This is a genomic window from Rossellomorea sp. KS-H15a, assembly GCF_024195245.1.
Classification (GTDB): domain Bacteria; phylum Bacillota; class Bacilli; order Bacillales; family Bacillaceae_B; genus Rossellomorea; species Rossellomorea vietnamensis.
This window is the reverse complement of sequence record NZ_CP096886.1, coordinates 4,087,490-4,098,725: the sequence shown is the minus strand read 5'-3', so window position 1 is coordinate 4,098,725 and position 11,236 is coordinate 4,087,490. Positions and strand designations below refer to the sequence as shown.

15 protein-coding genes are annotated in these 11,236 nt (G+C 45.8%); 8 read left to right on the top strand and 7 right to left on the bottom strand.

The genetic code is table 11. From position 1 onward, the window contains the following. Positions 1 to 11 precede the first annotated feature (11 nt). From menB to M1J35_RS21015, 4 genes are all read left to right on the top strand, one after another. On the top strand, positions 12 to 830 hold the full coding sequence (menB, locus tag M1J35_RS21030) for a 1,4-dihydroxy-2-naphthoyl-CoA synthase (protein ID WP_044340358.1): 819 nt from the start codon (positions 12 to 14) through the stop codon (positions 828 to 830). An 89-nt stretch (positions 831 to 919) separates the two neighbouring features. Further along, positions 920 to 2,410, top strand: a complete 1,491-nt coding sequence (locus tag M1J35_RS21025; protein ID WP_254652204.1) for an o-succinylbenzoate--CoA ligase — start codon at positions 920 to 922, stop codon at positions 2,408 to 2,410. Next, complete coding sequence (gene menC / locus M1J35_RS21020; RefSeq protein ID WP_254652203.1) at positions 2,400 to 3,509, top strand: o-succinylbenzoate synthase; 1,110 nt, start codon at positions 2,400 to 2,402, stop codon at positions 3,507 to 3,509. Before M1J35_RS21025 ends, menC begins: the two co-directional genes overlap by 11 nt. Before the next feature lie 80 nt (positions 3,510 to 3,589). Next, positions 3,590 to 3,961 carry a VOC family protein gene (locus M1J35_RS21015; protein WP_254652202.1) on the top strand — a complete coding sequence of 124 codons (372 nt, stop codon included), beginning with the start codon at positions 3,590 to 3,592 and terminating at the stop codon, positions 3,959 to 3,961. Positions 3,962 to 3,998: 37 nt separating this feature from the next. Here M1J35_RS21015 and M1J35_RS21010 read toward each other — a convergent pair whose 3' ends face one another. From M1J35_RS21010 to yidD, 5 genes are all read right to left on the bottom strand, one after another. Next, on the bottom strand, positions 3,999 to 4,721 hold the full coding sequence (locus M1J35_RS21010; RefSeq protein ID WP_254652201.1) for a 3-ketoacyl-ACP reductase: 723 nt from the start codon (positions 4,719 to 4,721) through the stop codon (positions 3,999 to 4,001). Between the two features lie 117 nt (positions 4,722 to 4,838). Then, positions 4,839 to 5,870: a cytochrome d ubiquinol oxidase subunit II gene (locus M1J35_RS21005; RefSeq protein ID WP_034765498.1), complete on the bottom strand. Its 1,032-nt coding sequence runs from the start codon at positions 5,868 to 5,870 to the stop codon at positions 4,839 to 4,841. Positions 5,871 to 5,888: 18 nt separating this feature from the next. Further along, on the bottom strand, positions 5,889 to 7,247 hold the full coding sequence (locus tag M1J35_RS21000) for a cytochrome ubiquinol oxidase subunit I (RefSeq protein WP_224522107.1): 1,359 nt from the start codon (positions 7,245 to 7,247) through the stop codon (positions 5,889 to 5,891). Between the two features lie 126 nt (positions 7,248 to 7,373). Further along, positions 7,374 to 8,300 (bottom strand): metal ABC transporter solute-binding protein, Zn/Mn family, encoded by a 927-nt coding sequence (locus M1J35_RS20995; RefSeq protein WP_347815195.1) that lies wholly within the window; start codon positions 8,298 to 8,300, stop codon positions 7,374 to 7,376. A gap of 152 nt (positions 8,301 to 8,452) precedes the next feature. Further along, complete coding sequence (yidD, locus tag M1J35_RS20990; RefSeq protein WP_061810775.1) at positions 8,453 to 8,689, bottom strand: membrane protein insertion efficiency factor YidD; 237 nt, start codon at positions 8,687 to 8,689, stop codon at positions 8,453 to 8,455. A 177-nt stretch (positions 8,690 to 8,866) separates the two neighbouring features. Here yidD and M1J35_RS20985 point away from each other — a divergent pair, with 177 nt between their 5' ends. Then, entirely contained in the window at positions 8,867 to 9,340 is a 474-nt protein-coding gene (locus M1J35_RS20985) for an S-ribosylhomocysteine lyase (RefSeq protein WP_034765503.1), read from the top strand. A gap of 41 nt (positions 9,341 to 9,381) precedes the next feature. Here the strand turns inward: M1J35_RS20985 and ytzI are convergent, their stop codons facing one another. Continuing rightward, positions 9,382 to 9,555, bottom strand: coding sequence for a YtzI protein (gene ytzI / locus M1J35_RS20980; RefSeq protein ID WP_224522108.1), 174 nt, complete (start codon positions 9,553 to 9,555; stop codon positions 9,382 to 9,384). Between the two features lie 172 nt (positions 9,556 to 9,727). Between ytzI and M1J35_RS20975 the strand changes: the two genes are divergently transcribed. Further along, positions 9,728 to 9,895 carry a hypothetical protein gene (locus M1J35_RS20975; RefSeq protein ID WP_254652200.1) on the top strand — a complete coding sequence of 56 codons (168 nt, stop codon included), beginning with the start codon at positions 9,728 to 9,730 and terminating at the stop codon, positions 9,893 to 9,895. 56 nt (positions 9,896 to 9,951) lie between these two features. Here the strand turns inward: M1J35_RS20975 and M1J35_RS20970 are convergent, their stop codons facing one another. Further along, positions 9,952 to 10,197, bottom strand: coding sequence for a DUF6154 family protein (locus M1J35_RS20970; RefSeq protein ID WP_060672906.1), 246 nt, complete (start codon positions 10,195 to 10,197; stop codon positions 9,952 to 9,954). Positions 10,198 to 10,402: 205 nt separating this feature from the next. Here M1J35_RS20970 and M1J35_RS20965 point away from each other — a divergent pair, with 205 nt between their 5' ends. Both M1J35_RS20965 and M1J35_RS20960 read left to right on the top strand, forming a co-directional pair. Then, the gene (locus M1J35_RS20965; protein ID WP_079534064.1) at positions 10,403 to 10,792 is read left to right on the top strand and encodes a phage holin family protein; all 390 of its coding nucleotides are present in this window, start codon (positions 10,403 to 10,405) and stop codon (positions 10,790 to 10,792) included. Positions 10,793 to 10,848: 56 nt separating this feature from the next. Beyond that, positions 10,849 to 11,187 (top strand): hypothetical protein, encoded by a 339-nt coding sequence (locus M1J35_RS20960; protein WP_034765509.1) that lies wholly within the window; start codon positions 10,849 to 10,851, stop codon positions 11,185 to 11,187. The last annotated feature ends 49 nt before the right edge of the window (positions 11,188 to 11,236 follow it).

Sequence of the window (11,236 nt, the reverse complement as noted above, 5' to 3'; positions counted from 1 at the left end):
GGAACAAACCAATGGCTTTTGAATGGGTTTCAGAAAGAAATTACGAAGATATTTTATACGAAACATACAATGGAATCGCTAAGATTACGATCAATCGACCAGAAGTTCGTAACGCATTCCGTCCTAAAACCGTCATGGAACTAATCGATGCATTTGCTTATGCACGTGACGATTCCAAGGTTGGTGTCATCGTTTTAACAGGTGCAGGTGAGAAAGCATTCTGTTCAGGCGGAGACCAACGTGTACGCGGTCATGGCGGATATGTAGGGGAAGATGAAATTCCTCGCTTGAATGTATTGGACCTACAGCGTCTGATCCGTGTGATCCCTAAACCTGTCATCGCAATGGTAGCCGGTTATGCGATCGGTGGAGGACACGTCCTTCATGTCGTATGTGATATTACGATTGCTGCTGACAATGCAATCTTCGGACAAACGGGTCCTAAAGTGGGAAGCTTTGACGCTGGATACGGTGCAGGATATCTTGCACGCATCGTCGGTCACAAGAAAGCGAAAGAAATCTGGTACCTATGCCGTCAGTACAATGCCCAGGAAGCACTTGAAATGGGTCTTGTCAATACAGTGGTGCCATATGAGCAGCTGGAAGCGGAAACCGTTCAATGGGCTTCAGAGATGCTTGAGAAAAGTCCGACTGCCCTTCGTTTCTTAAAAGCTTCATTCAACGCAGATACAGATGGACTGGCAGGTCTGCAGCAGCTTGCAGGTGACGCTACCCTTCTCTACTACACAACGGAAGAAGCAAAAGAAGGACGCGACGCATTCAAGGAAAAGCGTAAGCCGGACTTCGGACAATTCCCTCGTTTCCCTTGATTTGAGGGTGGCCTGATGAATCTGACATGGATTCATCGGGCTTTTTTAAATGAAAATGAATCAATACGAAAGGAATGGAGAATGACAGGATGACTACACAGGAATTACCTAACTGGCTGAAACAAAGAGCGTTTTTAACCCCTGACCGGAAGGCGTTAAGCAATGGGGATGTGGAGTATACATTTAGTGAACTTTGGGAGAAAGCCATTTTGATCGGTGAACAACTGCATACCATCGTAAAACATTCGTCTCATCCTTTTGTGGGACTCATGATTAAAAACAAAGTGGAGTCTGTCTTCCTTGTTCATGCCATTCAACAGCTCGGTTTCACGACTGTACTGTTAAACAATAAATTAAGTGAAAATGAACTTTCTTTCCAGATTCAAGATATGGGATTAGGGACGGTCATTTATGATGATGAATTTGTAGGGAAGCTTTCTTTTTTAGGGGAAGAAGTGGTGGGAGTCTCTTTCTCTCGATTATTCGACACTGCCCCGACACACTTTGAGGTGAAGGATCATTTTCAATTGGACCAAACATGCTCGGTCATGTACACATCGGGTACGACGGGAGCGCCGAAGGGTGTCCTCCAATCGTACGGCAACCATTGGTGGAGCGCCATCGGTTCTTCACTGAATCTTGGTATAAATGAAAATGATACTTGGCTTTGTTCCGTACCCCTTTTTCATATCAGTGGTTACTCCATCCTGATGCGAAGTGTGATTTACGGAATGAACGTGCGTCTGTTTGAAACCTTCGATGTGGAAGGGATCAACCGTGAATTGATGTCAGGGAATGTCACCATCATGTCGGTTGTCAGCAATATGCTTTCCCGTTTGTTGAACGACATGGGGGATGAAACCTATCATCCCAGTTTCCGCTGCATGCTGTTGGGCGGTGGTCCCGCGCCACTTCCATTACTGCAGAAGTGTAAAGAAAGAGGGGTGCCGGTCTTCCAAACCTATGGTATGACAGAGACGGCCTCTCAGATTGTGACATTGTCGCCGGAGTACAGTATGACAAAGCTCGGATCGGCCGGAAAGCCCCTCTTCCCTTCTGAATTAAAAATCAAGAGTGAAGAAGGAACCTCCAAGGCGAACCAGGAAGGCGAAATCCTTGTGAAAGGCCCGAATGTGACGGGTGGATATTACCGGAGGGAGGAAGCCAACGCCAAAAGCTTTGTAGACGGCTGGTTTCATACGGGGGATATCGGATATGTGGATGATGAAGGGTTCTTATTTGTCCTGGACCGGCGTTCGGACCTGATCATTTCCGGAGGGGAAAATGTGTATCCGGCTGAAATCGAAAGTGTCCTCCTCAGCTGTGACGGTGTGGAGGATGCAGGTGTGGCAGGGATTACAAGTGACGAATGGGGACAGATGCCGTGTGCGTTCGTTGTAAAGAAAGATCATCTGACAAAAGAGGATATCGTAACACACTGCAAGAAGAACCTGGCGTCTTATAAACGTCCGAAAAAATTCGTGTTTGTGGATGAACTTCCACGGAATGCGTCAAACAAACTGCTGAGGAGAGTTTTAAGAGAGCAGTGGGAAGAAGGGATGGTTGCCGATGAAGATTGAATCCATCACCCTTCACATTATTTCCATGCCTTTAAAAAAGCCATTTGTCACACATCTTCAGACGGTTAAAGACCGCGAAGGCATCATCGTCGAAGTCAGGGACAGTGATGGAATGTGTGGACTGGGGGAAGGTGTCGCCTTTTCCACACCGTGGTATACAGAGGAGACGGTGAAAACATCCTTTCATATGCTGAAGGATGTGTTGATCCCCCTCATGAACAGTAAACCATTTCGCCATCCTGAGGAAATCGGTAAGCGGTTCGAAGCGGTACGGGGAAATGCCATGGCGAAGGCTGCCCTTGAAATGGCCTTATGGGATCTTTATGCAAGGCAGCAAGGGGAGCCACTATGGAACATGATCGGCGGGACGCGGAAAAAAATCCTTGCCGGAGCTGTGGTTGGATCGGGTACTTTGAAAGAGATGGTCGAACAGACAGAAGATTTGGTGGAGGAAGGGTACCAGCGGATCAAGCTGAAAATTTCCCCGGGAGCCGATAGGGAAGTCGTAAAGGAATTACGTACCCATTTTCCTGCTCTTTCTCTTTTAGCCGATGCAAATTCAGCGTATAAGCTGGAAGACAAATCACAGCTTCAGGCTTTGGATGAATTTGATTTAGAGATGATCGAACAGCCGCTTGGGGTCGATGATCTAATTGAACATTCTTTATTACAAAAGGAGATAACCACGCCGATCTGCCTCGATGAAAGCATCGTGACCCCCCACGACATGAAGAGTGCCATTCATTTGAATAGCTGTGGAGTGGTCAACATCAAGCTTGGCAGGGTCGGGGGCTATACGAGTGCACTTGAAATCTACCGGTTGTGCCTGGAAAACGGGATCAAGGTATGGTGCGGCGGGATGATCGAATTCGGGGTGTCCCGGGCTCATAATCTGGCGCTTTCCACCCTTGAAGGATTCCGGATTCCCGGTGATATCTCTTCGTCCTCGAAGTATTGGGAGGAGGATATCATCTCTTCTCCGATTATTGTGAAAAATGGTGTCGCGGATCGTCTGGATGGAGCTGGGATTGGAGTGGAGTTAAATCGGGCACGCCTGAAAGAAGTCACATTTTATAAAGAGACATTGTCCTCCCACTGATCACCTGAATATAAAACGGGAAATATTGTATTTTCAAACATGTCCCTTTATACTTAAAGAAAATCATTAGAGGAGGAACCATGAAACTAGGTGCATTTTCTGTCAGTTTAAGTGTAAAAGACATCCACTTATCAAAATCATTTTACGAAAACCTTGGATTTGAAGTCATGGGCGGGAATATCGATCAAAATTGGCTGATCATGAAGAATGAAAGTTGTATCATCGGTCTGTTCCAGGGAATGTTTGAAAAGAACATCCTGACCTTTAATCCAGGGTGGGATCAAAATGCGGAAAATCTAGAATCTTTTACGGACGTTCGAGACCTTCAAAAGAATCTGAAAGCAAAAGGGATAACGATGCTGTCTGAAGCGGATGAAACAAGCGAAGGACCAGCCAGTTTCACGATTGAAGATCCAGACGGTAATACCATTCTTGTCGATCAACATCGATAATAAGCCAGGGGGCACATGCTCCCTGGCTTTCTTTCATTTAAAACGGATTTGTCGCCCACTGAAGGGATTGTTTGATGAAGATCCTCTGGTGTAATTTCAGCTGTGATACCATATGCTCCGCCAAATCTTCGGGCTGCATATACTTTTCTTTGTCTGCTTCGTCAAACTTATCTCCAAAGGTCAGGTCCGTCGCCACCAGGCTCGGATTCAGGGTCATGACACGGATGTTATGTTTTCGGACTTCCTGCATCAGTGCCTCTGTCATCCCTTGAACGGCAAACTTGGATCCACTGTATGCCGTGCTTCCTTCAGTACCCTTCAAACCGCTGCTGGATGAGATATTGATGATGTCCCCCCGATTCTTTTCGATCAGTTGGGGCAGGACGGCACGGGTTACATAATAGGTTCCGAATACATTGACCTCAAAGGTCCGTTTCCACTCTTCGGGATCGATGTCCAGGAACGGGCCGTACGTTCCAATACCGGCATTATTGATTAAGATGTCTGCCGGTCCCAATTCATTTGTAAGTTTTGAAACGGCCATATCCACTTGTTCCATATCGGAAATATCAGCTACAGCGACACTAGCTTTCACTCCAAGGGATCGTGCTTCCTCCGCCACTTGTGCCAGCGTGCGTTCTGTGCGCGCGATCAACCCGACATGTACGCCTTCACGGGCAAGCTCTAATGCAGTCGCCTTTCCGATTCCCCGGGCAGCTCCCGTAATATATGCCGTTTTGCCTTTAATCGTTTGTGCCATCTTCCATCATCCTTTCCATTAAGTTCTATCGTAAGTGTAAAGTGTAGGAGTGCAGATAGGCAACTAATCTACCTGCCGGATAGGAATGAAAAAAGCCCCGGGAGTCCCGGAGCGCACTTATTCACTTTTTTGCCGCAAGTACCGTTTATCATTCATGAATAAACTCCAGAAGTAGACAAAACCAGGGAACAGGATGATAAACCCGACGATATAGGTGATGAATACAGCCTTAAAGGAGTTGGGGTCGGTAAAACCCGATTGGATCGTAACCTCAGGATAGATGATATAAGGTAAATGTGCTTTCCCGTACACATAGCTTGCCAGTACATATTGAAAGGTAACGGCAATGACGGCCACCCGGGGCATCCCTTTCATCCCTTCCTTATTCGTCGGCAGGAACAAAGCACCTCCGGCGACGAGGAACCCGAGAAGGGAGACAAGTAGAATCGGCAGGTCATCCATCATACGATCGTAGATCCATCTTGCCTCATTTTTCATGGTGAACATGATAAGAAAGGCCATGACCACCGATATGGGACCGATGATCAGAGCGTCCCGGCGATATACCTTGAAGGCTTCAAATTCCTTTGAAGCCTTGGAGTAGTCAGCGAGAAGCAGAGATGACAAAAAAAGCGTGCTCGCGACGGCGAAACCGAAGAAGGCATATTCATGTGGACTGCTGAACAATTTCCCCAGGTGAAGGGTCTGTCCGTCGCTGAAGTCAATATAAGGGCCGTGGGAAATGGGCAGTACACTGATGAGGAGTCCCGGAATCAATAACCCGGTGATCCCTGTGACGTAGGTCAGCGGCTTTCTGTAGTCATCTGCTACATGAGAGAATACAAGGAAGGCACTCCTCAGGGCCAGAAGTAAAAGAATCAGGCTTCCTGGAACGAGTAATACGGTACCTAACGAATAGGCGGCTCCAGGGAACATACTGTACACGGCGACGACCAGGGCGACGATGAATGTATTGGTGACCTCCCAGGTCGGGGACAGATAGCGATTGGCGATATTCGTCGCTTTCGTTTTGTCATGATTGATGTAGATCATCGACCAGAATCCTGCACCGAAATCCATCGTTGCCATGACGGCATAGATAAAAACGAATCCCCATAGGATCGTGATGGCAATCAATGATTGTGTCATATCTTCACCTCCTGCTGTTTAAGTTGATAAAGGTATATCCTTCTGACTCGCTTCCGCTTTGTTAATATCCTTTTCAGGTGGATTCCGTTTGAAATAATAGAGAAGAACCAGAACGACGGAAACAGCCAAAATCGCATAAACCGAAACGAATAGGATGAATAGGGTTCCTAAGTTCCCTGAAGTGGTCACAGAGTCTTCTGTACTGAGAATACGGTAGATCGTCCAAGGCTGTCGGCCTGTACAGGCGAAGATCCACCCGAATTCGATGGCCAGGATCGACAGCGGCCCACCAGCGACGAATGCCCACATCAGCCATTTCGGGAATCGGTCTTTCTTAAGTAACTTGTTCCATACATATGCGACCAGTGACAGTAAGATAAGCAGTGAGCCAATCCCGACCATCGCGTTGAAGAGTGTATGGACGAATAGAGGCGGCCAATATTCCTCGGGGAAATCGTTCAATCCGATCACTTCCGTATCGAAACTGTTACCGGCAAGGAAACTGAGGGCCCACGGAATTTCAATTCCCCACTTCACTTCTTGAGTGACTGGGTCGGTGAATCCTCCAACTGAAAGCGGGGCATGAGTCTGGGTTTCGAACAAGCCTTCCGCTGCAGCCAGTTTCTCAGGTTGATACTCATGGAGCTTCTGGGCTGATTCATGTCCATTGATGGCGGTCAAGAATGCGAAGACACCCCCGACTAATAAGCAAATCATGAGCGATTTGCGGTGAAAGGCATAAATCCTTGATCCGAAAGAAGAACGGAGCATTTTAAATGCGGATACCGTCGCAATCGTGAACGACCCGACTACATAGGCCGATAACGCCACGTGTCCGGCCGTCACGAAGAAACTCGGATTAAAGAATGCTTTCCACGGATCTACGTTGGTGATTTGCCCGTTTATGATTTCAAATCCGGCAGGCGTTCCTTCAAACGCATGTACATTGGTGATCAGTACGGCTGAAGCAAGACCGCCGATGGCGACAAGGACCAGACTCACAATCCTCATCCACGGTGCAATTCGACTTGCTGCATACACATAAATGGACATAAACAATGCTTCCACAAAGAAAGCATAGATTTCAATTTGAAACGGCAGGGCCATGACGCGCCCGATGACCTCCATGAACCCCGGCCAAAGGAGTGACAGTTGAACGCCGGCGATCGTCCCTGTAGGGATTCCCACCCCTAACAGGACGGCAAACGCCTTCGTCCAGCGCTTCGCCATCACGGAATAATCCAGGTCATTGGTCCGTTGAAACATGATTTCGGCCACGAGGATCATTAACGGAATACCCACTCCAAGTGTGGCAAAAATGATATGAAACCCCATTGTGATCCCAAACATGGACCGAGCGATTACTAATTCATCCATTTTCAAATCTCCCTTACTAGTCTTTAACATTTCCTTATTGTCCACTTAATGGAAAATAATATTCATGTTTTTTAGGAGGGAGGGTTTAAAAAAGAGCAGCCACCGTGGCTGCTCTTTTCACTTATTCTATTGCAATGCTTTTTTCAACGTATCAATGTTCCTTTTCATCAGTGAAAAGTAATCCTCATCCTTTTTTCGATCATCTGCTGTAAGGACAGATAAATTATGAAGTGTCAGTGACTTCGCACCGAGTTCATTTTGGACGACTTCTGTCAGTCGTGAAGAGACGTTTTGTTCAAAGAGGATGTATTGAACATCGTCTTTTTTTCCTTTTTCGATGATTTCCTTCAGCTCCTGCTGGGACGGTTCATTGGCTGTGTTCAAGCCGGCGATGGCTTCCTGGTGAAGTCCATAGCGTTCTTCCCAATAGCTGTAGGCGGCGTGGGACACGTAAAATGTCTTCTTTGGCGCATTGTCAGCCATCTTTTTGAACTCCGTGTCCAACTCGTCCAGGTCACTCGACAACGTTTTAAGATTAGCCTGGAACTCATCCTTATGCTCGGGCATTTCCTTCGAGAGGGTGTCGGCGATGTTCTTGGCCATTTCCTTCGAATATACGGGATCCAGCCATATGTGAGGGTCCACATCATGGTGATGGTCGTCATGGTCGTGTTCATCAGCCTCTTCTTCATGAGGCAATTCGATTCCTTTACTTGCCGGTACCACAGTAACGCCTTCATTTTCTAATAGAGATTTGGAGTTTTCAACGAATCCTTCAAGACCCATTCCAACATAGAAGAAAACGTCCCCGTCGGCCATCTTCATCATATCTTTCTGAGATGGTTCGAAGGTGTGTTCATCGGCCCCAGGAGGGTAGATGCTTTCAACATCCACATAGTCCCCGCCGATTTTTTTGGTGAAATCCTCCAGTGGATAGACGGTTGTGTAAATCTCTAACCTATCTTTCTTTTTGCCGTCCTGACCTGAGTCGGCTCCGCAGGCAGACAATACGAAAATCAATAATAATAGCAAACTCATGCGAATATAGTTCAAGAGGAATCCTCCTTTTTAGTGGTGTTCGTTCCTTAACTGTAATGATTACGATTTAGCACAAAGGTTATTTTACTACCGATAAGGGGAATAAGCAAGATAAATGGATTTTTTTTATTAAAAAAGACTGCCTCCCGATTTGGAGCCAGCCTGAATCATTTATCTTTTTGCCTTGGCCATTCTTCCGGCACGTGGTCGATCCCTCCAGGATGAAATGGGTGACATTTCACGATCCGCTTGATCGTCAGCCAGCCGCCCTTTAGTGCACCAAACCGGCTCACGGCTTCGACACCGTAATGGGAGCAGGTAGGATAAAAGCGGCAAGTAGGGGGTTTAAGAGGAGAAATGACGCGCTGGTAAAACTTGAACAATACTAACAATACTCGTTTCATGATCCGTCTCCCTGTTGATTTTCTTTTACTATATCAGAATCTGGAGGGGGATTGAAAGGTTTTGGCCTGTCAGCCCGGGTGGGAAAATAGGATTTTCGTCTAATTCAGATTAAGTTGATGAAATAACTATGAATTTACGTTATACTATGAAGTAGAAACTAAATGGGAGTGATTTTAATGCCTTCAGTAGAAAGCTTTGAATTAGATCATGATGCAGTGAAAGCACCATATGTGAGACATTGCGGTGTCCATAAAGTGGGAAGCGACGGACTTGTGAATAAGTTTGATATCCGTTTCTGTCAGCCGAACAAGCAGGCGATGAAGCCTGATTCCATTCATACTCTTGAGCATTTATTAGCCTTCACGATCCGTAAATATGCTGAGCCGTATGCTCATTTTGATATTATTGATATTTCCCCGATGGGTTGCCAAACAGGCTATTATTTAGTCGTTAGCGGTGAGCCGAAAGTGGAAGAGATCATCGACCTGTTGAATGCTACCATGAAAGAAGCGGTAGAAATCGAAGAAATTCCTGCAGCCAATGAGAAGCAATGCGGGCAGGCGAAGCTTCATGACCTGGAAGGGGCCAAGAAACTGATGCGTTTCTGGTTGAGTCAGAGCAATGAAGAATTGAAGCAAGTATTTGCATAATGAAAAACCACCGTTCATCATGAGCGGTGGTTTTTTTGAATTTATTCTTTTTTTTCCTCATCCTGTTTCATCTGTTCGAGGTGAGGATTGTTTTCGAGTGGATCGACTGTATGTTTAACGGTTGTATAGGCTTTGGACGTGGTAAGGGCACTGACGAAAATCACCAGGATACATATGACAACCGCAATAATCAGAACAAGAGTCATTGACATCATGAAACCCCCTTTTTTCACTATTTTACCATATAAGGATCAGCCATATAGGAGAAAAAAACAACATTTTTATGACGTTTCCTATGTTTTCCATTGGATGTTTGGTATTCTGAATATAGTATGCACAATCCTTGAAAGACGAGGCGAGGGGGAAGATACCATGGAAATGTCTTCTATGATGGGAAAACAGGTGGCTGAGCTTCAGAGGACGCTCAGCATGAACCTGCTTAAGAGCCAGATGGCGACTCAAACGGCTCAGGTCACGGTGATGATGAGGGATATGCAGGCCAGTCAACCTGCTCCTCATCCAAGTAAAGGACATGCAGTGGATATAAAAGGATGAAAAAAGCGTTGCTCCGGTTAATCGGGGCAACGCTTTTTTTGCGAAAAGATTTCGGCTTAATGAAGGCTTTTCTTCTCCAGTCTCACCCGTTCTTCACTGTTGGACCATTTTTCTTTCAATGTTTCAAATATGTATAAGCGGAAGAAGTATTGCAATTCTTCTGTTTCCATTTCCTGGATCATTTCCAATAATTCGTTCCTGGATGTATCTTCTAAGATTGTAAGGGCAATGAGGTCTAAGTCTTCGTCGGTACCTTTGATTCTTCCACGGTACATTTCATAAATCTCTTCGATCAACTTCATGCACTTCACCTCCCTTTTGTTCCATTTTAACATGAACGTTTATGAATTACTCTACATATTATGCTAGGACAACTCTTATTTGTCTTTACCCTTTTATCGGACTTTTTAACCGTGTAAAGGCGTTCTGCCGCCTGCGCCGTCGTTTCACTGGTGATGAAAAAGTTGTCTGCGATAAACCAGCCACTAGAAAAAGGAGATGCTTTAATTGGAGAAAAGCTTGCTGTTCGTTGGGTCGGGTCTCAGTGCCCTTATTCTTAATTTATTCGGAGAGTGGGACATGTTGATTACATTTCTGTTGATCGCCGTGACCCTCGATTATTTTACAGGGATGATCGCAAGCGGGATCGAAGGAAAGCTTTCAAGCAAATTCGGTATAAAGGGGATCGGCCGGAAAGTGTTGATTTTCTCGCTTGTCACCGTTGCTCACCTTATTGATACTATACTAACAAATCAACACTTTATTCGTAATGCGACGATTATTTTTTATTTATGCAATGAGATGATTTCAATCATTGAGAATGTCGGGAGAGCCGGAGTGCCCGTACCGGAATTTTTACGAAAAGCGGTTGAAGTGTTGAAGAAAAAATCCAAGTGAATAGAATTCCGTCAATTGAGGAAAATGAAGGGTAAGTACAGTGAAGGAGTGGGAAGATGAGCGAAGAACGACATGATTATTATATTGAAGTGGCCACCGGTGAAATTTCAAGAAGCTCGACGGATTCCGAATGGAACTTTAAAATATCTGCGACCGATGAAGAAATCACCCAGCTCCGGGAAGTGTTCGATTCCAATCATTCGGTCGACTGGCAAAATTTCTACAGGGCTCACGTTCCATATGTTCAATACCATTTTGACCGGGAAAATGATGCCTATGATGAAAACCTGCATCAAGTGTATGAAATGCTTCACCGCCTGGGAGATGAAGACGTCAAGACTTTCATCGAAAGCATAGGCATCCTCGACTCCAAGCCCCATGAAGATCACGAGTAATGATAAAAGTGTTGGTTCAGAAGTGATATCTGTGGACCAATGCTTTTTA

What these genes read in the sequence shown, in the direction of transcription:
- menB (WP_044340358.1), top strand. Translation starts at nt 12, where the DNA reads ATGGCTTTTGAATGGGTTTCAGAAAGAAATTACGAAGATATTTTATAC.
- M1J35_RS21025 (WP_254652204.1), top strand. Translation starts at nt 920, where the DNA reads ATGACTACACAGGAATTACCTAACTGGCTGAAACAAAGAGCGTTTTTA.
- menC (WP_254652203.1), top strand. Translation starts at nt 2,400, where the DNA reads ATGAAGATTGAATCCATCACCCTTCACATTATTTCCATGCCTTTAAAA.
- M1J35_RS21015 (WP_254652202.1), top strand. Translation starts at nt 3,590, where the DNA reads ATGAAACTAGGTGCATTTTCTGTCAGTTTAAGTGTAAAAGACATCCAC.
- M1J35_RS21010 (WP_254652201.1), bottom strand. Translation starts at nt 4,721, where the DNA reads ATGGCACAAACGATTAAAGGCAAAACGGCATATATTACGGGAGCTGCC.
- M1J35_RS21005 (WP_034765498.1), bottom strand. Translation starts at nt 5,870, where the DNA reads ATGACACAATCATTGATTGCCATCACGATCCTATGGGGATTCGTTTTT.
- M1J35_RS21000 (WP_224522107.1), bottom strand. Translation starts at nt 7,247, where the DNA reads ATGGATGAATTAGTAATCGCTCGGTCCATGTTTGGGATCACAATGGGG.
- yidD (WP_061810775.1), bottom strand. Translation starts at nt 8,689, where the DNA reads ATGAAACGAGTATTGTTAGTATTGTTCAAGTTTTACCAGCGCGTCATT.
- M1J35_RS20985 (WP_034765503.1), top strand. Translation starts at nt 8,867, where the DNA reads ATGCCTTCAGTAGAAAGCTTTGAATTAGATCATGATGCAGTGAAAGCA.
- ytzI (WP_224522108.1), bottom strand. Translation starts at nt 9,555, where the DNA reads ATGATGTCAATGACTCTTGTTCTGATTATTGCGGTTGTCATATGTATC.
- M1J35_RS20975 (WP_254652200.1), top strand. Translation starts at nt 9,728, where the DNA reads ATGATGGGAAAACAGGTGGCTGAGCTTCAGAGGACGCTCAGCATGAAC.
- M1J35_RS20970 (WP_060672906.1), bottom strand. Translation starts at nt 10,197, where the DNA reads ATGAAGTTGATCGAAGAGATTTATGAAATGTACCGTGGAAGAATCAAA.
- M1J35_RS20960 (WP_034765509.1), top strand. Translation starts at nt 10,849, where the DNA reads ATGAGCGAAGAACGACATGATTATTATATTGAAGTGGCCACCGGTGAA.